The 20,205-nt window shown below is 34.0% G+C and carries 19 protein-coding genes; 4 read left to right on the top strand and 15 right to left on the bottom strand.

From position 1 onward, the window contains the following. From uvrC to RYK20_RS06730, 6 genes are all read right to left on the bottom strand, one after another. Positions 1–1,215, bottom strand: a 1,215-nt coding sequence (uvrC, locus tag RYK20_RS06755; protein ID WP_314894871.1) for an excinuclease ABC subunit UvrC, incomplete at its 3' end; no start/stop codon positions are given. A 29-nt stretch (positions 1,216–1,244) separates the two neighbouring features. Next, entirely contained in the window at positions 1,245–1,847 is a 603-nt protein-coding gene (locus RYK20_RS06750) for an aminotransferase class IV (protein ID WP_311456976.1), read from the bottom strand. Positions 1,848–1,851: 4 nt separating this feature from the next. Then, positions 1,852–2,799 (bottom strand): aminodeoxychorismate synthase component I, encoded by a 948-nt coding sequence (locus RYK20_RS06745; protein WP_314894870.1) that lies wholly within the window; start codon positions 2,797–2,799, stop codon positions 1,852–1,854. Further along, positions 2,799–3,923, bottom strand: a complete 1,125-nt coding sequence (locus RYK20_RS06740; protein ID WP_314894869.1) for a nucleoid-associated protein — start codon at positions 3,921–3,923, stop codon at positions 2,799–2,801. Before RYK20_RS06740 ends, RYK20_RS06745 begins: the two co-directional genes overlap by 1 nt. 68 nt (positions 3,924–3,991) lie before the next feature. Continuing rightward, the gene (locus RYK20_RS06735) at positions 3,992–4,354 is read right to left on the bottom strand and encodes a DUF2809 domain-containing protein (RefSeq protein ID WP_314894868.1); all 363 of its coding nucleotides are present in this window, start codon (positions 4,352–4,354) and stop codon (positions 3,992–3,994) included. Continuing rightward, positions 4,344–4,865: an NUDIX domain-containing protein gene (locus tag RYK20_RS06730; RefSeq protein WP_314894867.1), complete on the bottom strand. Its 522-nt coding sequence runs from the start codon at positions 4,863–4,865 to the stop codon at positions 4,344–4,346. The genes RYK20_RS06735 and RYK20_RS06730 overlap by 11 nt, the downstream gene beginning before the upstream one ends. Before the next feature lie 136 nt (positions 4,866–5,001). Here RYK20_RS06730 and RYK20_RS06725 point away from each other — a divergent pair, with 136 nt between their 5' ends. Beyond that, positions 5,002–6,543, top strand: coding sequence for a YifB family Mg chelatase-like AAA ATPase (locus RYK20_RS06725; protein WP_311456981.1), 1,542 nt, complete (start codon positions 5,002–5,004; stop codon positions 6,541–6,543). A gap of 3 nt (positions 6,544–6,546) precedes the next feature. On the opposite strand, the gene RYK20_RS06720 is transcribed toward RYK20_RS06725, so the two are convergent. The 9 genes from RYK20_RS06720 to RYK20_RS06680 form a co-directional block, all read right to left on the bottom strand. Continuing rightward, positions 6,547–8,049, bottom strand: a complete 1,503-nt coding sequence (locus RYK20_RS06720; RefSeq protein ID WP_314894866.1) for a lipase — start codon at positions 8,047–8,049, stop codon at positions 6,547–6,549. A gap of 101 nt (positions 8,050–8,150) precedes the next feature. Then, entirely contained in the window at positions 8,151–10,895 is a 2,745-nt protein-coding gene (locus RYK20_RS06715; RefSeq protein ID WP_314894865.1) for a PD-(D/E)XK nuclease family protein, read from the bottom strand. Positions 10,896–10,990: 95 nt separating this feature from the next. Further along, on the bottom strand, positions 10,991–11,869 hold the full coding sequence (gene speB, locus RYK20_RS06710; protein ID WP_314894864.1) for an agmatinase: 879 nt from the start codon (positions 11,867–11,869) through the stop codon (positions 10,991–10,993). Positions 11,870–11,948: 79 nt separating this feature from the next. After that, on the bottom strand, positions 11,949–12,896 hold the full coding sequence (locus RYK20_RS06705) for a nitronate monooxygenase (protein ID WP_314894863.1): 948 nt from the start codon (positions 12,894–12,896) through the stop codon (positions 11,949–11,951). A 15-nt stretch (positions 12,897–12,911) separates the two neighbouring features. Then, positions 12,912–13,151, bottom strand: a complete 240-nt coding sequence (locus tag RYK20_RS06700) for a hypothetical protein (protein ID WP_314894862.1) — start codon at positions 13,149–13,151, stop codon at positions 12,912–12,914. Next, the gene (locus RYK20_RS06695; RefSeq protein WP_314894861.1) at positions 13,141–14,433 is read right to left on the bottom strand and encodes an MFS transporter; all 1,293 of its coding nucleotides are present in this window, start codon (positions 14,431–14,433) and stop codon (positions 13,141–13,143) included. Before RYK20_RS06695 ends, RYK20_RS06700 begins: the two co-directional genes overlap by 11 nt. 832 nt (positions 14,434–15,265) lie before the next feature. Further along, positions 15,266–15,655: a septal ring lytic transglycosylase RlpA family protein gene (locus RYK20_RS06690; protein WP_314603507.1), complete on the bottom strand. Its 390-nt coding sequence runs from the start codon at positions 15,653–15,655 to the stop codon at positions 15,266–15,268. A gap of 7 nt (positions 15,656–15,662) precedes the next feature. Further along, the gene (rimM, locus tag RYK20_RS06685) at positions 15,663–16,193 is read right to left on the bottom strand and encodes a ribosome maturation factor RimM (RefSeq protein ID WP_314894860.1); all 531 of its coding nucleotides are present in this window, start codon (positions 16,191–16,193) and stop codon (positions 15,663–15,665) included. After that, entirely contained in the window at positions 16,193–16,702 is a 510-nt protein-coding gene (locus tag RYK20_RS06680; protein WP_311456991.1) for a 30S ribosomal protein S16, read from the bottom strand. The genes rimM and RYK20_RS06680 overlap by 1 nt, the downstream gene beginning before the upstream one ends. A gap of 233 nt (positions 16,703–16,935) precedes the next feature. Here RYK20_RS06680 and atpD point away from each other — a divergent pair, with 233 nt between their 5' ends. The 3 genes from atpD to rlmD all read left to right on the top strand — a co-directional run bounded on the left by atpD (position 16,936) and on the right by rlmD (position 20,205). After that, entirely contained in the window at positions 16,936–18,450 is a 1,515-nt protein-coding gene (gene atpD / locus RYK20_RS06675) for a F0F1 ATP synthase subunit beta (RefSeq protein WP_297978692.1), read from the top strand. A 6-nt stretch (positions 18,451–18,456) separates the two neighbouring features. Continuing rightward, positions 18,457–18,732 carry a F0F1 ATP synthase subunit epsilon gene (locus RYK20_RS06670; RefSeq protein ID WP_297978690.1) on the top strand — a complete coding sequence of 92 codons (276 nt, stop codon included), beginning with the start codon at positions 18,457–18,459 and terminating at the stop codon, positions 18,730–18,732. Positions 18,733–18,795: 63 nt separating this feature from the next. Next, positions 18,796–20,205 carry a 23S rRNA (uracil(1939)-C(5))-methyltransferase RlmD gene (gene rlmD / locus RYK20_RS06665; protein ID WP_314894859.1) on the top strand — a complete coding sequence of 470 codons (1,410 nt, stop codon included), beginning with the start codon at positions 18,796–18,798 and terminating at the stop codon, positions 20,203–20,205.

Raw genomic sequence — 20,205 nt, 5'->3', positions numbered from 1 at the left:
ACCCGCAACGGGATTAGTCCCTTGAATATTAGAATTATCAAAGCATTCAATATGTACAGGAGGCACAGAAAGGTGTAAATCTCTCTGCATTTGGCTCAATAATCGATTGGTATGTCGTTCCGGATCTAGAATTTTTACTTGTTTGAACTTCTCCTGCCGGTATGCTTGAGCATTTCGTTCTGAAAGCTGTAATAATTGAAATTTTTCTCCTGCTTTGGGAATATTTAATGATAAAGAAGCATCAACTGTAATAGGAAAAGGAACTATGAGTTCTTTGGATTGAGAGTGGAAACGCTCTCTGAGTTCTAAAATTCCTAATTCGAGAAGTTCCTGATCTGTTTCGTCTAATTTTTTCTTTATTTCAAGTGTATGTCCGCCAATGATAGCCCCATAAGCTACCTGAAGGAAATTAATATAGGCATATTCTTCATCAGATACAATAGAAAACACATCTACATTGTGGATTTTTGCACTTACGATGGTAGATTTTGCTTGATAGTTTTCCAAATGTTCTAATTTTACCTTAATCTCTTGAGCTTCTTCAAAGCGGAGGTCTTGAGCAAGCTGAATCATTTCTTCTTTGAAAAGAGAAATAACTTCCTTTAAGTTACCTTTGAGGATTTCCTTAATCTGTTGGATATTGTGATTATAGTCTTCTTCGGATTGTAATCCTTCACAAGGAGCTTTGCAGTTTTTAATGTGATACTCTAAGCAAACTTTGAACTTTCCATTGTCAATATTCTGCTGAGATAATTCTAATCGGCAATTCCGCAGGGGATAAAGGTCTTTAATCAGGTCTAATAGGGTGCGAACAATCTTTAAGTTGGTGTAAGGACCAAAATAAGTGCTTCCGTCCTTAATCATTTTACGAGTAAAAAACACACGGGGAAACCGTTCATTGGAAATACAAATCCAGGGATAACTTTTTCCATCTTTTAGTAGAATGTTATAGCGAGGCTGATATTTTTTTATTAGATTGTTTTCGAGTAATAGAGCATCATTCTCGGTAGCCACCACGATATGTTCTATTCGGACGATTTTACTTACCAGAATACGCGTTTTGGGAGAATCGTGCTCCTTATTGAAGTAAGAAGAGACGCGCTTTTTGAGATTTTTCGCTTTTCCTACATATATAATAGTATCTGTATGATCAAAAAATTGATATACCCCGGGATTTTCAGGAAGTGTTTGTACTTGTAAGCTAATATCCGTCATAAATTATTAAGGAGATTGGAAAGAATTCTTTAAGAAGTCGTAAAAACTGAAATAGGAAGTGATAAATCGCCTATATCAAGCATTGCATTGATAAGCCCAATGCACTCAAAAGAGGCAATATCTTTTTCATAAATAGGCATTTCTCTTATTTTGCCTTCATTTAATAGACGTTGCCGGCAAGTACCATTAAGGAGAAAGGTAGTCGGGGTAAGCCACTGACTTCCATCGAAGAAAATAAGGTTGGCATAACTAGCGTCGGTAACCTTTTTATCTCTTAGGAAAATCACTTCTTCGGTATGGGCTTTATCTTTTAGAAGATTAAGATGTGTTCTATCCAAGAACTTATATGAATAATCGAAATCGCCAACATCTATACAGCTAATTGATTTGATGGTAGCTACCTTATAAGGGATTATTTCTATAGAATAATGATTGTAGTTATAGAGAAATCGGATTTTATATTTTCCATCATCAGGTAAGGATTGTTTTCCTATAATATTTTTTAGAGAAAACACCTTTTCACTGGGGAAAAAATGTGAAAAGGTATTATCTATGCGGTTCTGATGATATTCTAAGTGGAAAACTTCTCCATTAGAGAGCTTTATAGTTTCAATAAACTCACTTTTATTCATAAAATTAGTTGGGAATATATATTTTTTCTATAATTTCATTATATTCATCTTGTGGATTGCTTTTCGCCGTGATACCAGCCCCACTTTTGTAATAAAACTTCTGGTTAATTTGTTCTATAAAGCGAATAAGGACACAACTATCCACAGAATTTCCATCAAATATTCCAGCTATTCCTGTATAAAAACCACGGTCATAAGTTTCCGCTTGCTCAATAATACTTAATGTTTTCTCTTTCGGAGCTCCAGAAATAGAGCCTCCAGGTAATAGGTCGGAAAATATATCTCCCAGATGCGATTGCCAATTCTCAGGAAGGTTACCTACTATTTCGGAGCTTGTTTGTAACAGATTTCCTGTGGATTTTTCAATAACATCTATGTATCGGAACTTGGTAGTATGAACTTCTGTGGCGACTTTTTCCAAATCATCAGAGAGTAGGTTCACCACCTTATGATGTTCGTCTATTTCCTTTTGATTATTCAATAAAATAGAAGCGGCATCGGGCAAGGAGGCACTGATAGTCCCTTTCATAGGGTAGGTTTTTATCTGATTTTCTTCTATTTTTACGAATATTTCAGGAGAAAAACATACCCATTCATCATTATAAATGATTTTGTATTTTGCTTTAGCTTTTTCATAGACTTCTTTCAGAGATACAGGAGAAATCTCAGTCTGGAAAGTAAGATTTACCAATTCTACCTCTCCATTTTCTAGATATGAAAAAACAGAATCAAAAGATTTTTTGAATTTTTCATAAGCAACAGGGTATTTTTCTATAGAAATAGGCTCTGGAGTAGTTTGGTTTGTCTCTAAAAAGGAGAATTGAATTCCCTCAGGAATCTCTGAAAGAGGAAAAATATGAGCATTTGTTCCTTTGTAATCAATAATAAAGAAGCAAGGGGTTCCATTTTTCCCCAAGTTGTTAAGTTTTTCTTTCCAATGTAGTGTTTTCATTAACTTTTTTTCTCTTCGTTAAAATAAATTAAATAATAGAACATTCCACGTTCTTCATCCCAACCTTTTTCCACAAATTTTTCCGCAGATTCGGGATTGATAAAGTCCAATTGTATTTGTATATTGGTATCTAGTTCAATCGTATTTTTGATCTTTTTCCGCATATCGGACACAGCTTTATTTACAATAGGAAAGGAAGATACATCCTCAATGTAATATTTTTTTCCTTTGTTCTCTTTGAAATTTTTAAATTCAGGGATAAGGTCTATATAACCTTCTCTGGGGAATTGTTCATCCTCATCTTCCTCTGGAGCAAATTCCTTTTTGAATACTTTATCGCCTAATACTTCATTCAGAAAATGCGTTTCTTCAAACTCATCATTCTTAGCAAAATGATTTACAGCTCGATTCATAAAAAGAATTTCTTCTTGTTTTCCTTCTGTGGGGAGAACTACTTCTTTAGCAAAGTCCTGACACATTTTCAGGTATTTTTTGGTAAAGAAAGCATCATCAGCAAGGGCATCAATTCCTAAGAATTGTTCTGTCCAATACTTTGTATCATATCGATTGCTATCCACAGAAAGGATTTTGTATCCTTCTTCTTCATTAAGATTAAAAATAAGACAACCCTTATCAAGTTTATTAACATTCACACCTTCTTCTAGGAGAATATCTAACTGATTTTGAAATTGCTCAAACTGTAAGAAGTTTTGCTTCATCTCTGATTTGAATATGCCAATTGCTTCCACTTTCACATTATCAAGTGTAATATGAGAGAGATAGGCAACATATAATTCACCTGATTTTATATGAGGATGGTTGGACTGCTCATACAGAAGCTGGGCAATCCTGAGAGAATGATTATGTATAGTAGAAGGATTAGAGAAAATCTCTGAAGCAATACCGAACATTTCGTTGAATTCCAATGAGGTTTCATTAACAAAATGCATATAGTTTTCTTCCTTATCTCGGAAGGGCTTCAGGAAATATTCTTTTAAAATACTTGTAATCTGATCATTAAGTGAATAGGCTTGTTGTGAAAGGAAAATAGGTTCTCCTTTTTGCATATTTCCTATCTGATGGATGGATAGGGATTCTATCTGAGTGTTAAAAAGTTCTAACATTTTATAACAATAAAAACTAGATAATTAGGTTTAATAGATTTTTTTAAAGTGCAAAAATACATATAATTTTATTTTTTATCACCTATAAGAGCAAAAAAACATCCTGTGGCATAACAAAGAATATCCTCCCAAGAAAAATAATTTCCAAGTAGTATATAGCCAATAGTCCCTTTACCCATTCCAAAGAAAGTAGCCAGCTTAAAATATTGAAGAATTTCTACGAAAACAGCAAAGAAAAAGATTCCTAATAGGAGTTTTTCTTTGTTTTTTATAGGGAAAAAAGTCCTGATGAAGCAATATATAAGGATTATGACAAGAATATCACCTAAATAAGCACGAACAAAAGAGATTTTTTGCAATACTGTGGCAATAGCTACTTCTATCAGTAATATAATAAGAGTGATGAGGAAATATCTTGAATTAAATTTCATTATTTAAATAGTATTTTTCAATAACTGTTTTTACAGAAATGAATCCTATCTTATTAAGGTCTATTTCTGAAATAGGAATCCATTGTAGGGATTTAATTTCGTCCTGAGCTCTCACAGAAACAGGAATATCCAAGTCGCATTCATAGAAAATATCCATAGTACGATAGGGAATATCTTTGTACAAATAATTATTGGGATGAGTAGTGATATATCTTAATTGTTGAGGTTCTATATGAATCCCTAATTCTTCATTTACTTCACGGCAGACGGCACTTTCGGCATTCTCATCAGGGTCAATAAAGCCTCCTGGAAGGTCAAGTTTTCCCTTGTCGGGGTCTATATTGCGGACAGTAAAAAGAATTTGATCTTTTTTTCTGAAAATGACAGCTACAGCGGCTGCTATATTATGATAGTAAGTAAAACCACATTGATGACATAGAAAACGCACAAGGTTAGGAAACTCAATATCTTTACTTCCACAATGAGGACAATAAGTGAAAATACTCTGCATAGTATGGATTCTGAATTGAGAGCAAAAGTAGTAAAAAATAAGGATATAACAACTATTAGGGGATAAAAAAGATTTTAATCCAAAAATTCATTATTTTTTTGTACATTTGTCTTCCGATAAAAAATTAGAACAAAGAATGTTAGTAAAAATATATGGAAGTGCTGTTTATGGAGTAGAAGCAATTACTATTACTATAGAAGTGAATATAGATAAAGGAGTAGGTTATCACTTGGTAGGATTGCCTGACAATGCTATTAAGGAAAGTAATTTCCGTATAGAAGCAGCTCTACAGAACAATCACTATAAAATACCAGGTAAGAAAATCACAATCAATATGGCTCCTGCTGATATGCGAAAGGAAGGTTCTGCATATGATTTGAGCTTTGCTATAGGTATTTTGGCTGCTAACGGGCAGATTCACTGTGAAGATATAGAAAAATATATCATTATGGGAGAATTATCCTTGGATGGAAGCCTATTACCTATTAAAGGTGCCTTACCTATAGCTATTCAAGCCAGAAAGGAAGGTTTTAAGGGGTTTATTCTCCCTAAGCAAAATGCTAAAGAAGCAGCTATAGTAAATAACTTGGAAGTATATGGAGCCGAAAATATAAAACAGGTGATAGATTTCCTTAATGGAGAAGATACCTTAGAGCGAGTGGAGATTAATACCAGAGAAGAGTTTTTCAAGCACGTAGAAACTCCAGAATATGATTTTGCAGATGTAAAAGGACAGGAGACTGTAAAACGATGTATGGAAATTGCCGCCGCAGGAGGTCATAATGTTATTCTCATAGGCCCTCCTGGTTCAGGAAAAACAATGCTTGCCAAGCGTTTGTCAGGAATCCTTCCTCCAATGACTCTGCAGGAGGCTTTGGAGACAACAAAGATTCATAGTGTAGTAGGTAGGGTAAAAGATAATGGGCTTATCAGCCAGCGTCCTTTTCGCAGTCCTCATCATACCATTTCAGATGTTGCCTTGGTAGGAGGGGGTAGCTATCCTCAGCCAGGGGAAATTTCTTTGGCACATAATGGTGTTCTTTTCTTAGATGAACTTCCTGAGTTTAAGCGTAGTGTATTAGAGGTAATGCGTCAGCCATTAGAAGATAGAGAAGTTACTATATCAAGGGCTAAATTCTCCATTACTTATCCAGCTTCTTTTATGCTGGTGGCTAGTATGAATCCGTCTCCTAGTGGTTACTTTAATGACCCTGATGCACCTATGGTAAGTTCTCCTGCGGAGATGCAACGTTATTTAGGGAAGATATCAGGACCTTTGCTTGATAGGATAGATATTCATATAGAGGTAAATCCAGTCCCTTTTGAAAAACTTTCTCAAGAAGAAAGAGCCGAGAGTAGCACAATAATCCGTCAGCGAGTTATTCAAGCAAGGCAAATACAGACGGAGCGATTCTCTTCCTATGAGCATATTCACTATAATGCTCAAATGAGTACACAATTAATAAGAAAATATTGTACAATAGATACACTTTCGTTGGCAATACTTAAAAAAGCTATGGAAAAGCTAAACCTTTCAGCACGAGCTTATGATCGTATTCTAAAGGTAGCACGTACCATAGCAGACCTTGAAGGAAGCGAAGCTATAAAGGATTACCACATAGGAGAAGCAATACAGTACCGAAGCCTTGATCGAGAAGGATGGTTTGGTAGTTTTTAAGAACTATTTTTTATACATCTCAACGGGTTGTACTGAGAGTAAGTCCTCCACTAGGTTTTGAAATAAAAGCTCTGAAATACGTTCTGTTCCTTTGTCAGAAAAATGAACTAAATCACCAGCACCCATTTTATTTTCGTACCATATCCGCATAGAGTTCTTGCCTCCCATTGCTTCATACATACTCCAGAAAGCAAAACCATTCTCAAGAGCTTGTGATTTCATTTCTTCCACAAGAGAAGGGATGACATCATAGGAGGTTTTAGTACTTCTGCGGAGCATATCGCTGGGGCCTATTAATAGGAATAAAGCATTAGGATTTCTTTTTTGAACCCACTGCATATTGGTTATAATTCTTTTAACGCTTGAAGCTACTTTATTTTTAGATAAGTAAGGAATTAAGTTTCCTCCAAATTGAAAGATGATAATATCAGGCTTAAGTTCCTGGCTCATTGCATCAAAGGAGTTCTGTAATCGAGTGAAGTGAAATCCAGAGTCACCACGAGTAGGTATATTATCAGCTTGTACTCCTTGAGAGCTTCCTACAGTAACTCCATAAAAATCAGGGCTTTTAGTTCCTGAAAACTGTATTTTAAGTTTTTTAGGAGTTTCTGAAAAAGTTAGCTTATAGCGATGATATTTCCCATCTGCTTGTAGTGTATCTTTTTTTATTTCTACATTATTTTCATATATAGTGATAATTGTAGGTGTAGTACAATTTCCATAATGTAATGAAAGTTCGTTATATTGGCTTAAGCTATTATAATAAGAGTGAGAAGGACTAATAGTAAAAGAAGCTGTTTTGAGAGAGTTATCTCCTCCTCGTGCAGGGGTAAAGCGACATACATTGGCATAAAGGCCATACTGATTATCAGGCAATAGGTCTTTATTTTTTCTCTGTTCAGCATTGAAAAGAGCATACCTATACCAATTACCAGATGTCTGTATAACGATACTGCGTTGTCCATAAGGTGTTTTTATCGGGAAATACCCAGGACCTGTTCCTCCGTAAAGTATCTGCAGACCGTTTCTAAGATAGGCTGTAATACGATCTCCCTCTATTTTGGAATCTCCATAGTGAAGGATTCTACAGCTGCGTTGGCTTAGTTTATCGTGTAATTTTTTAACGAAATCCTCAGCAGGAGCAGGGTAATATATTTGTCCTTCTACATTACTTACAAGAGAAAGATTCCCTTTTTTAAGGAAATTTCCTATGGAATCTCTTAAATCTTTTATATTTTCAGGAAAGATGAAGTTATGTGTATTGCTGGCAACAGAGAGTGAACTTAGAGTATCTTTTTTTATATTTTCAATAGGTTCTTTCCCTTGAATAATAGCCATAGCCTTATCATTCTTAATCGGCTCTTGATGAGAAAAAATATCTTTCAGAGTGGGGTATTTTATTTGGAGACCTCCTATTTTTACTCCATGAATGACTTCATTTTCTTCATCAGTATATTCTTGACTAAAAAAAGAAAGACACAGAAGTACAGTTAATATGCTTATCATAAAAAAAACAATCTTTTTAGGAGCCATTGCTACAATATTTTAGAGGGTGCAAATATAGGAAAAATATATAAATACAAATACAAATGTAAATAATTATTCACCTATTCTTTTTCTCTAAAAGGGATTGTGATATCATAGATTTCGGTTAGCAATTCAATAAGTTTTGATTCGAATTTCTTAAGAATATCATCTGTGATGTTACATATTTCTTTTTTGTCTGTTTTGAAATATAAGAAATCATTTTTTAGATTTTTAAAAGAATAATTTCCTGCATAAATGATGCTTTCATTACTAATTATTCCTGATTTTTTTAGCAAATAAGCATACATAAGTAGCTGAAAAGCCTTTGAATATTTAAAATCAGAAATCAAAAAATCCCATTGTTCATCCAATAAAGTTACCTGACTGGGATACACTTTTCCTGTTTTATAATCAACAATATGAATCGTATTATTTCGCTTTTCTATACGGTCAATAGTTCCATTAAAGCGGAAAGGATGCTTGAATTCTTCATATTGTATATCTACTAATATTTTTGTTTCTAAATAAAGAATTTCTACTTTTTCCTTACTTACTTTCTTCTCATCTAGTGATAGGAATTTATAGATATATTCCTCTATAGTTTTTAGGATAAATATATTCTTTCCTGTGATATCGTTATTTTTTTGATAATATATGAAAGTTTCTTCGGTAAGAGAATGTACTTTCTCCTTCATTTCTGCTATATTCTCAGGCAAAAGTATCTTTCCTATATAAGGTGTATAGAGTTTTTCTAATATTTTATGGATAATATCACCAAAAGTGCGTAATTCTATAATTTCTTCCACTTCTTTTTCATCTCTGAAGTCCAATATTTGTTGTTGATAGAAAGAAATAGGGTTCAGGATATAGCTAGTAAGAGCAGAAGAAGAAAACCCTCTCTTATGAACTGGATCTTCTCCTGTAGCAATATTAGTTAATTTCTGGATAATTGCATTATTTTTAGAAATTTCAATAGATTTTTTCTCAGAAATTAATACTTGGGGAGATAATATAGTAGGATTTACATTATAATCAGCAATTAATTGTAAAATAAACCTACTTTTTTCATTTCCTTTCAAATTATCAGTAGTATCAGTATTATAGAACAGGAAAGCCTTATTGGAGTGCTCTAAAATTCTATAAAAATAATACGAATAAGCATAATCTTCTTCTTTGTAAGTTGGAAGTTCTAGATTTTTCCTAACATCGAAAGGAATCATAGAATTAGTGCTTTTTCCTTTGGGAAAAATACCTTCATTTAAGGAAGTGAGGAATATGTTCTCGAAATGGATATTTTGGGCTTCCAGAATTCCCATTATTTGTAATCCCTCCAAAGGTTCTCCTCGGAAGTTTAGTTTTTGTTTTGCTAGTAAATCATTGTATATATAGTATAGAGATTTGGGATCTTGGATAAATCCAAATTTTTCTTGTAAGTAACGGATTTGATTAAAAAGTTCGTAGAAATTATATAAATATTCCAGATTTAACCGGTTTAATTCATTTTCTTTTTCTAATAAATCTTTGATGTAAAAGAGTAGTTCTATCACATTTTCAATCAAATCTTTTACAGAACTATTAGCTGAGTGACTAAAAAGTAGGTCTATAAGAGCTTTATCGGAATCGGTCGCATATTTTTTAAGGTGCTCCTTTGAGATATAAATCAGATTATGCTCATTAATAAAAGTGATAGTTTGTTTTTTATACTTCTCAGAGAATAAATTGCTTAAAAATGGTTGCAGAAGTAAGGATTTTACTTCTTTATGGTACCATTTTCCAGAGATATATAATTTGAAGAAAGATAAGAATAAATCGTGTATAGGAGTTTGTTGTAAGGGGTATCCCATAGTAATATTGATAGGAAGCTTATGAGTGTCAATAGCTTGCAATAGAGGAAGAAGCATATCACTATCACTTAGAACGATAGCTGTTTTTTCTAGTTCATTAGTAGGAATTTTCTCTAATATATTAGTAAGTAGATGAACTTGGTTAATATGCTTGGGAGTTCCATATATTTTGATAATGGGATTATTTTTATCTTCATTTATCCATTTTGGAGTTATTTTTGGGGTATTTGAATAATATTTCCACCGGTTTAAATAGTTTTTGATAAAAAAACCAGCGCTATGTTCATTTTTTAGGAAAGGATTCTCTATATCCCAGTAAATATCAGCCCTTTTTTCTTCTAAAAAGTACTGAATAATGTTCCCTTCAGACTTTGTAAGTGAATTAAATCCTACAAAAAGATATAGTTTGTCAGAATTTTCTTCCAAATAATCTTCTTTTTTTTCTACAGCTTTACGGGCTATGAATCCTTGATAGCCTTGTTTTAGCTCTAGCATTCTATCTTTTAGTTTTGTATAATAAGTACCTAAGCTACGCCAGAAATCTAAGTGTTTTTGTTGTATTTCTGTAAGCTCTTCCCCTAAAGACCAATGTTCAGCCTCCTTGATAGCCTCCATATATGGAAAAATATCTTTTTCGGCAATAAGATAATAGTCAATGTCATTGAAATCTTTCCATAATAATTTTCCCCATCCTATAAACTTATCAAAATCATCTATATCACCTGTATTATTCTCTTTATATACATTATATAATTCGAATAAACCTTGTATATCAGATAGCTTTTTTATTCCAGAAATACGCTCTAAAAGATTATCTAAAGTGATAAATTCAGGTAGGAGAGAGGCTTTATTGATGTTTTGAGTATAGATTTTCTTCAGAAAAAGAGAAGTTCTTCTAAAAGGAGTTACAAAAATAATATTTTCACTAGGGAAGTTACTATAATTATCAAAAAAATCATCAATAATGCGTTCTAAAAACATAATAAATAGAATTTTAGAGAAAAAATACGACTTTGTAAGTGTTTATTCTAAACAAAGTCGTATAAATTAGTTTGTAATAAAAATAATGTTAAAAATTATTTCTTCTTTTTGTCACTTTTACCTTTGTATTTGAAGTAATAAGCAAGCATCTTGTAATAGAGTTTTGCAGCCAGAAAAGCAGTAGGTTTGGCATTGGGACTATCCATAAGTTCCACAATATCAAAAGCAACCACATTACATTTCTTAAATACTTTTCTCAATAGTTTTAAAGTAGGGTACCATTCTAGTCCACCAGGTTCAGGAGTTCCTGTAGATGGAGCTATTGAGGGGTCAAATGCATCTAAATCAATAGTGATATATACATCTCCAGACACTTTATCCAGAACATCTTCTATCCAATGAGGATTCTTAGCAATTTTGTGTGCGAAAAAGACCCTTTTGTAAGGAAGATATTGTTTTTCCTCAATATCCATAGAACGAATACCTACTTGTACAAGTTTGTGTTTCTGATTTGCTTCAAAAACGGCGCAAGCGTGATTGTTCTTTGATCCGTGAAATTCAGGTCTAAGGTCTGTATGCGCATCTAATTGTAATACAGTAAGATTACGATATTCTTCTCCTACAGCACGTATAGAACCAATAGAAACAGAGTGTTCCCCTCCAATAAGTGTGAAGAGCTTATTTCTATCCTTTATGAGTTCTTTTGTTTTTTTATATACCTCTTCAACCATTCGTTCAGGAGAGTTTTTCTCGGTAACTTCTCCTGCTTTATATACTCCTTGTAAGTAAGGTTCTGAATCAGTTTCTATGTCATACAGTTCCATATTTTCAGAAGCGTCTAAGAATAGTTCAGGACCTTTATCAGCCCCCTTTCCCCAAGTAGAAGTTCCATCATAGGGAACAGTTACAAGTACGACTCTTGAGTTTTCATAAGTGGCATTTTCAGCAGGTATTCCCGCATAAGTATTTTCCATACAAATTACTTTAGTTTATAAAAGGTAAAATTACAATTTTTCTATAACATACAATTATTTTTAACTTTTCATTGTGTTTTTATTGTAATTCATTCATTTTTAATTTTGTCTGATAGAATTCATCTATAATTTCTTGAAAGACACTTTTGACATCTTTAATTTCTGAAATCAAGCTACTTACTTGTCCAATTTCTAATTCGCCCTCGTCAAGATTCCCTTCATACATTCCCATTTTTGTTCGTCCTTTTCCTAATAATTTTTTAAGATTTTCACTGGTAGCTTTTTGCTTCTTGTAAAAAGCATCTATTTGCTCATAGAATTTATTTTTTAGTAATCGAACTGGAGACAATTCCTTTAAAGTCAAAATAGTATCTCCTTCTTTGGCTTTTAGAACTTCCTGCTTGAATGCAGGATGGACAGTAGCTTCTTCTGTAGCAATAAATCGGCTTCCCATTTGGATTCCCTCGGCACCAAGTGCCATTGTAGCATACATCGCTTTCCCTGTAGCTATTCCTCCTGCTGCGATGACAGGGATTTTTACCACACTACATACTTGAGGGATAAGCACCAAAGAGGTAGTTTCTTCTCGACCATTATGCCCTCCAGCCTCAAAACCTTCAGCCACTACAGCATCTACACCTGCAATTTCTGCTTTTAGAGCAAACTTACTACTGCTAACCACATGTGCTACCTTTATGCCTTCCTTTTTCAAAATTTCTGTATAGGTAGCTGGATTACCTGCAGAGGTGAATACAATAGGCACCTTTTCTTCTATGATTACTTCTATTGTACGAGCACTATTTTCATACATAATAGGTACATTCACCCCAAAGGGTTTTGTAGTATGCTTCTTGCATTGTTGTATTTGAGCACGCAATTCCTCAGAATTCATCGATCCTGATCCGAGTAAGCCTAAACCTCCTGCATTACTTACAGCTGTTACTAATTGCCACTGACTCGCCCAAATCATTCCTCCTTGAATGATAGGATATTCTATACCAAATAATTCAGTAATACGTGTTTTCATTTATTTTGTATGTTATTAAAGAGTAGGTATTTTAGAGAGTAGATTTATAACCTCTTCCTCTGTTGGGTATTCATATCGATGAAGAGAATTGAAAGGTAAAACATTAGAAGGGCTGATGATTTCTAGTATGTTCCATTCACTTTCACATTCTTCACAGCAGAAATAAAATTCCTTTGTTGTGTAATCTTTCACAATATTCACCCATCCTTGATTACAAATAGGACACCAACTGATATGATATTTTTTAGGATACATTAATATCTGTATTTACATTCTTACTACCTATGAGCGCATAATATAGAATATAAACTAAACCTAGGATAACTACCCAATAGCTTTGTATATAGCCAAAAATATCGGCTATATAGCTCTGAAGGGTGGAGAGAATACCTCCTCCACATACCATAACCATAAAAATACCCGAAGCAGCTGCGGTATATTTGCCTAAACCTTCTGTGGCTAAGTTAAAGATGCCACCCCACATCACTGAAGTACAAAGTCCACAAAGGGTCAGGAACATAACACTAATAGGTACCTGTGCCAATCCAAAGGAGATATCTTTGTTAAAAACAGGCATATTTATCAATAAATCTGTTGGAAGAAATATGGCTAAGAGCACAAAAAATAACCCTAATGAAGCCACAAAAGAGAGCATTGCCTTGCTGGAGAATTTAGCTCCTAAAGCCCCTCCTACAAATCTACCAATGAACATCAAAAACCAATAAGTACCCACTACAGAACCTGCTATAGTAGCATTAATTCCCAAACCTCCTTTTTCTACTTTTGTAGTCATAAAATAGTTTTCTATCCCAGGAATACCTACTTCTACTCCTACATACACAAAAATAGCAATAATTCCAAAGACAAAGTGTCTGAAGGACAGAGCGCTATGAGAATCCTCTTTGTTATCTTCTAATTTTTTTACAATATGAGGTTCAGGGATTTGCATAAGAGAAAGTACTATAAAAACTACCGCAAAAGTTCCCATCGCTAAGTATAGGGCTGGATTAGCTTTGTCTATAGAGGCTTTCTCTATATTTTCTCCTATTAAATACCCTACAAAAACAGGTACAATGGTACCTCCCATTGAGTTAAGGGCACCTCCAAACTGTAACAATTGATTACCTCTTTTGCCTTCCCCTCCCAAGGTGTTAAGCATAGGATTCACTACAACATTGAGCATACACATAGAAAAACCTGCTACAAACGCACCTGTGAGATATATGGCAAAACTCTCCATAGCTCCCGATAGGAAAATGATACACACCCCTACAAATCCTACTGTTACAGCGGTCAGAGCGGTTTTCTTGTAACCTATTCGTTGTAGCATCTGTCCAGCAGGGATTCCCATAAAAGCATACGCTATAAAGTTGGCTAATGTTCCGAGTTGTGCCTGAAAGTTACTGGCTCCAAATTGACTCTTTACGATTACTCCCATAGGACTCTGTAAGTTGGTAACGAAAGCTATCATAAAGAATAGTGCAAACATCATTACAATAGGGAGTAGATAATTTTTCTTTTGTTGATTTTGTTCCATTTTTTACTAGATTATTTGCTACAAAGTTATGAAATAATATTATTATTTTCAAATTATTTTATTAATAAAACAAGTATAATAAAATTAGATAAATAATAGGAGTAGATTCTACGAAAAGAGCACTGTAAAAAGGAGATTGTTTCTCCTTAGCAAAAATTAAAAATAAAATAGTAATTAGAGCAATAATACTTTGTATCCAAAACAGATGAATATTAGAATAAAAAAAAGCAATAAAAATAAATAAAAACATAGCTATGATGCCTACCAATTTGGTTTTTTTAACTCCCAAAGTATTAGGAATTGTTCTTAAAAAAATGGTGTCAGAGGCTTTATCACGAATATCAAATGGTAGAATAAGTACACATATCCATAGAAAATATTGTAGAGAAATTAGTTGAATATCAAAAGGAAAACTAAAATCATATATAGAAAGAGGAAGAAAAACAGTCCCCATTACCCAACAAATAGATACAATTCCAATTTTGATAAAAGGAATACTACGCAGATTCTTTCTTGCAAAAGGAAATACATAAGTATAAGTGAGAAATCCTGAAGATAGAATAATTAGTTGCCCCCAAGAAGATAATTTGAAAAGGCCATAAACAACAAATAACAGGCAACATAGGTGTAATGATGAAAAAATATTTAGTTTTCTATTTTTTGCCAAAGAGTAAGATAGAACTGTACCTCCAAAAAGACAGAATAATGGAGGGAATACTATAGAAAGTTTTGATATGTATAGAGTACTTATTGCTAATGAGGTAACAGAACAGGCTACAATAATATTTTTCTTAATGAGAATTGAAGTGATAGAGAATAACAAAGAATTCATTTATTTTATAACTTCAATAGTTACCTCTAAGTTACCTTTGTTAGTATTATCAGTGATTTCCATAAAAGCTTTTCTGGATAGGTCTAATCCTTTTCCTTTTACAAAAGGACCTCTGTCATTAACCTTAACTATAACAGATTTTCCATTTATAACATTAGTCACTTTCAGTAAGGTGCCAAAAGGATATGTACGATGAGCAGCAGTAAGCTTATTATTACTGAAAAGTTCTCCACTTGCAGTTTTCCGCCCATTGAACTTCTGATGATAGTAGGAAGCAATGGTTACTAATTTTTCATTTTTTGTAGTATTTGAATAGCTTTTCTTTGTAGTATTACAAGCTATTAGAAAAAATATAAGACAACTTATAATGGAAAAATGGAATTTCTTCATTAGGAATTTATAGTTCTAAGTAGAGGTCAATAAGCCCATCAGGAGTTGCTACAATAATTTTTTTCTCCTTACGATTTACTTCTTTGAGAAAATCATCATGGAGAGGGATAAGTATTTCTTTTCCCTGATAGTGGATTTCAAAAATAGGTTGTGAAGAAGCATCATTAATACCGCTAATTGTACCAATATAACCATAATTTACATCAAATACCTCAAAGCCAATTACTTCGTGATAGTAGAATTTATTTCCAGATAATCTAGGTAACAGAGTTAGAGGTAAATAAAGAGAATGCTTTAGTAAGCTCTCTGCATCTTTTTCAGTATCTACTTCTTCAAACTTGATTCTTAGAAGGTTAGACTTGTGAATGTTACACTTTTCTATGAAAAAAGGAACCAGTTCCTTGCCTAATTCGACAAAAACTGATTCCATATTTTCAAACAGAGAAATGTCATCCGTGTCAGGCTTGACAAGGAGCTCTCCTTTAAAACTAAATTTGGAGATAATTGTTCCTACAAAGAAGCAATCCTCTTTCCTCATTAAGCTTCTGTTTCATTAGCCTCTCCTGAAGCTTCAGCTGGAGACTCTGTAGCTTGTGCTTTAGCTACAATAGCTTCTTTTCTTTTCTGATTGTAAGCTTGCTCAGCTTTTACACTTTCTTGCTTAGCAGTAGCTTTTCCTTTTTGTAGGGCTTCTTTCTTAGCATTAATTTTTTGTTCTTTTTCAGCTAACCAAGCCGCAAATTTAGCATCAGCTTGTTCTTGAGTAAGAGCTCCTTTTTTTACTCCTCCTTGTAGATGATACTTTAATAGTACTCCTTTATAAGAAAGGATACGACGAGCTGTTTCAGTAGGCTGGGCACCAAACTGAAGCCACTTAATAGCTCCATCAATATCTAGCTCTATTTGAGCAGGATTACTAGTAGGGTTATAAGTACCTAATTTTTCAAGGAACTTACCATCACGAGGAGCGCGTACGTCAGCAGCTACTACCCAATAAAAAGGTTTCCCTTTTTTTCCGTGTCTTTGTAATCTAATTTTTACAGGCATAAATATAAGACATTTTAAGAGGTTCTCGACCTCAAATTATTAACGGGCGCAAAAGTACTTCTTTTTTTTTATCTGTGCAAGTTTTTTTTGTGTATATTATACACTTAATTGATTTTCATATAAATACAGTTTGCAATAAAGATTATTTAAAAATAGGGAGGAATATTTTTGGTGAATTCAAAGAAAATGAATATCTTTGCCGTCAAAATTTAATGTCATTTTAAATAAAAAATATGGCTCAATACAAAGGTAAAATAGCACAGGTAATTGGTCCTGTGGTGGATGTTATGTTTCCTTCAGAAAAGGAAATGCCTAAAATTTATGATTCATTAGAAATTACAAATAAGGATGGGCATACCTTAATTTTGGAGGTGCAATCTCATATTGGAGAAGACACTGTTCGTGCTATCTCAATGGATGCTACAGAAGGACTTAGCCGAGGAATGGAAGTGATTGCAACAGGAAGACCTATACAAATGCCTATTGGTCAAGAGGTTTTCGGACGTTTGTTCAATGTAATAGGAGATGGGATAGATGGATTAGGAAATCTTCCTAAGGATGGACAAAATGGACTTCCTATTCACCGTCAAGCTCCTAAGTTTGAAGATTTATCTACTGTAACAGAAGTACTTTTCACGGGAATTAAAGTAATTGACCTCATTGAGCCTTATGCAAAAGGAGGAAAAATTGGTCTTTTTGGAGGTGCTGGAGTAGGAAAGACAGTACTTATCCAAGAGCTCATTAATAACATTGCAAAAGGGCACGGAGGACTTTCTGTATTTGCTGGGGTAGGAGAACGTACTCGTGAGGGGAATGACTTACTACGTGAGATGCTTGAGTCTGGTATTATTAAGTATGGAGATGAGTTTATGCACTCAATGGAAGAAGGAGGCTGGGATTTGAGCAAAGTAGATAAAAATGCATTGAAAGAATCTAAGGCTACATTCGTATTTGGTCAGATGAATGAACCTCCTGGAGCTCGTGCTCGTGTAGCGCTCTCAGGGCTTACTGTAGCAGAATATTTCCGTGATGGAGCAGGAGATGGCGAAGGCAAAGATGTACTCTTCTTCGTGGATAATATCTTCCGTTTTACTCAAGCAGGTTCTGAGGTATCAGCTCTTTTAGGACGTATGCCTTCTGCTGTAGGATATCAACCTACTTTGGCTACTGAGATGGGAGCTATGCAAGAGCGAATTACTTCCACTAAGAAAGGTTCTATTACATCTGTACAAGCGGTATACGTACCTGCCGATGACCTTACCGACCCAGCACCAGCAACTACTTTTGCTCACCTCGATGCAACTACAGTACTTTCTCGTAAGATAGCAGAGTTGGGTATTTATCCAGCTGTTGACCCTCTGGATTCTACTTCTCGTATTCTTACTCCTGAAATTCTAGGAAAAGAACACTATGAATGTGCTCAAAGAGTTAAAAAATTACTACAACATTATAAAGAATTACAAGATATTATTGCTATCTTGGGTATGGAAGAGCTTTCTGAAGAGGACAAGCTTGCTGTAGCACGTGCTCGTAGGGTACAACGTTTCCTTTCTCAGCCTTTCCATGTAGCAGAGCAATTTACAGGTATTCCAGGAGTGTTTGTAGATATTAAGGATACTATCCGAGGATTTAATATGATTCTTGATGGGGAGCTAGATCACCTACCAGAGGCAGCTTTCAACCTTAAAGGAACCATTGAAGAGGTTATTGAAGCAGGGGAAAAAATGCTTGCTGAAGCACAAAACTAGTAATTTATGATATTAGAAATAGTAACTCCAGAAGCAATTCTATATAAGGGGAAAGTGAGTATTGTTACACTTCCAGGGACAAAAGGTTCTTTTCAGATACTTGAAAATCACGCACCTATTGTTTCTCTTCTAGAGAAAGGGATTCTTTCTTTTAAAGAAAGTGACACTCCAACAGTATTTGTAGAGGAACGCTTTACACAGGCTAAAGGAGAATACACATTACTTATAGAAGAAGGAGTTGTAGAACAAAAAGAGAATAAAATAGTAGTCCTTGCTCAATAAAGGATAATAATTAAAAAATAGCTACCTTTAACCTAAAAAGGTAGCTTTTTGTCGTTTAAAAATATGAAGAAAAATAAGAGTGTTTATATAATAGAAAATGTTACTGTAACCGATGCTGGAGCTAAAGGTAAAAGTATAGCTCACGCACCTGATGGACGAGTTATTTTCATAGAAAATGCAGTTCCTGAAGATATAGTAGATATACAGGTTACTAAAAGGAAAAAGGCTTTCTATGAAGGAACAGTAGTGAAGTTTCATCAGCAATCTTCTCTGAGGGAATTGCCTGTATGTGAGCACTTTGCTTATTGTGGTGGTTGTCAATGGCAAAATATGAACTACTCAAGTCAACTTTTTTATAAACAAAAAGAGGTAGAAAATAATCTAAAACGTTTGGGAGGTATTACCCCAGAAGAAGTATTACCTATTCTAGGGAGTGAAAAAAAATATTTCTATCGAAATAAGATAGAATTTTCCTTTAATGAATCTCGATGGCTTACTCCAAAGGAAATAAATTCTAAAGAGGAAATAAGTAACCGTAATGGTCTTGGATTTCATATTGCGGGGGCTTGGGATAAGGTTTTGGATATTCATAAATGTTACTTACAGGAAGATCCTTCTAATGCAATTCGTACAGCTATCAAAGAATTTTCCTTAGCGAAAGGATACTCTTTTTATAATCCACGTAGTCATTCAGGGTGGTTACGTACAATGATGATTCGTATTACTTCTGTAGGAGAAATAATGCTTGTTATTCAGTTTTTAGAGGAGCATAAGGAACATAGGGAAACTCTATTAAATTATTTGTTGGAACAATTTCCTATGCTTACCTCTCTTCAATACATTATTAATAACAAACCAAATGATACTATTTATGATCAAGAGGTGATTTGTTATTACGGTAGAGAGTACATTTATGAAGAAATGGAGGGACTTAGATTTAAAATTAATGCTAAATCTTTCTTCCAGACCAACTCTACTCAGGCTTATGAGCTTTATAAAATAACTAGAGATTTTGCAGGACTTACAGGCAAGGAGCTTGTATATGATTTATATACAGGAACAGGAACAATAGCTCAATTTGTAGCCAAAAAAGCCAGAAAAGTAGTAGGGGTAGAGGCAGTTCCTGAAGCTATTGCAGATGCTAAGGAAAATGCACGTAATAATCAAATTCATAATGTAGATTTCTTTGTAGGAGATATGAAAACTGTATTTAATGAACAATTTATTCAGGAGAATGGAACTCCAGATGTGATTATTACAGATCCTCCTCGTGATGGAATGCATAAGGATGTAGTAGCTCAAATTCTCAGAATAGCTCCTAAAAAAATAGTATATGTAAGTTGTAATAGTGCAACTCAAGCTAGAGATCTTGCGCTCTTGGAACCCTTATATAAAGTTAGTAAAATACGTCCTGTAGATATGTTTCCTCAAACATATCATATTGAGAATGTAGCTCTTTTGGAATTAAGATAA

The organism is uncultured Capnocytophaga sp. (assembly GCF_963525585.1).
Classification (GTDB): domain Bacteria; phylum Bacteroidota; class Bacteroidia; order Flavobacteriales; family Flavobacteriaceae; genus Capnocytophaga.
Note: the sequence above shows the minus strand (reverse complement) of the source record. Positions and strands in the feature narration are given on the sequence as shown.

Excerpts from the sequence above, each read along its gene's own strand:
- RYK20_RS06750 (WP_311456976.1), bottom strand. The coding sequence starts at position 1,847 with ATGAATAAAAGTGAGTTTATTGAAACTATAAAGCTCTCTAATGGAGAA.
- RYK20_RS06745 (WP_314894870.1), bottom strand. The coding sequence starts at position 2,799 with ATGAAAACACTACATTGGAAAGAAAAACTTAACAACTTGGGGAAAAAT.
- RYK20_RS06740 (WP_314894869.1), bottom strand. The coding sequence starts at position 3,923 with ATGTTAGAACTTTTTAACACTCAGATAGAATCCCTATCCATCCATCAG.
- RYK20_RS06735 (WP_314894868.1), bottom strand. The coding sequence starts at position 4,354 with ATGAAATTTAATTCAAGATATTTCCTCATCACTCTTATTATATTACTG.
- RYK20_RS06730 (WP_314894867.1), bottom strand. The coding sequence starts at position 4,865 with ATGCAGAGTATTTTCACTTATTGTCCTCATTGTGGAAGTAAAGATATT.
- RYK20_RS06725 (WP_311456981.1), top strand. The coding sequence starts at position 5,002 with ATGTTAGTAAAAATATATGGAAGTGCTGTTTATGGAGTAGAAGCAATT.
- RYK20_RS06720 (WP_314894866.1), bottom strand. The coding sequence starts at position 8,049 with ATGATAAGCATATTAACTGTACTTCTGTGTCTTTCTTTTTTTAGTCAA.
- RYK20_RS06715 (WP_314894865.1), bottom strand. The coding sequence starts at position 10,895 with ATGTTTTTAGAACGCATTATTGATGATTTTTTTGATAATTATAGTAAC.
- speB (WP_314894864.1), bottom strand. The coding sequence starts at position 11,869 with ATGGAAAATACTTATGCGGGAATACCTGCTGAAAATGCCACTTATGAA.
- RYK20_RS06705 (WP_314894863.1), bottom strand. The coding sequence starts at position 12,896 with ATGAAAACACGTATTACTGAATTATTTGGTATAGAATATCCTATCATT.
- RYK20_RS06700 (WP_314894862.1), bottom strand. The coding sequence starts at position 13,151 with ATGTATCCTAAAAAATATCATATCAGTTGGTGTCCTATTTGTAATCAA.
- RYK20_RS06695 (WP_314894861.1), bottom strand. The coding sequence starts at position 14,433 with ATGGAACAAAATCAACAAAAGAAAAATTATCTACTCCCTATTGTAATG.
- RYK20_RS06690 (WP_314603507.1), bottom strand. The coding sequence starts at position 15,655 with ATGAAGAAATTCCATTTTTCCATTATAAGTTGTCTTATATTTTTTCTA.
- rimM (WP_314894860.1), bottom strand. The coding sequence starts at position 16,193 with ATGAGGAAAGAGGATTGCTTCTTTGTAGGAACAATTATCTCCAAATTT.
- RYK20_RS06680 (WP_311456991.1), bottom strand. The coding sequence starts at position 16,702 with ATGCCTGTAAAAATTAGATTACAAAGACACGGAAAAAAAGGGAAACCT.
- atpD (WP_297978692.1), top strand. The coding sequence starts at position 16,936 with ATGGCTCAATACAAAGGTAAAATAGCACAGGTAATTGGTCCTGTGGTG.
- RYK20_RS06670 (WP_297978690.1), top strand. The coding sequence starts at position 18,457 with ATGATATTAGAAATAGTAACTCCAGAAGCAATTCTATATAAGGGGAAA.
- rlmD (WP_314894859.1), top strand. The coding sequence starts at position 18,796 with ATGAAGAAAAATAAGAGTGTTTATATAATAGAAAATGTTACTGTAACC.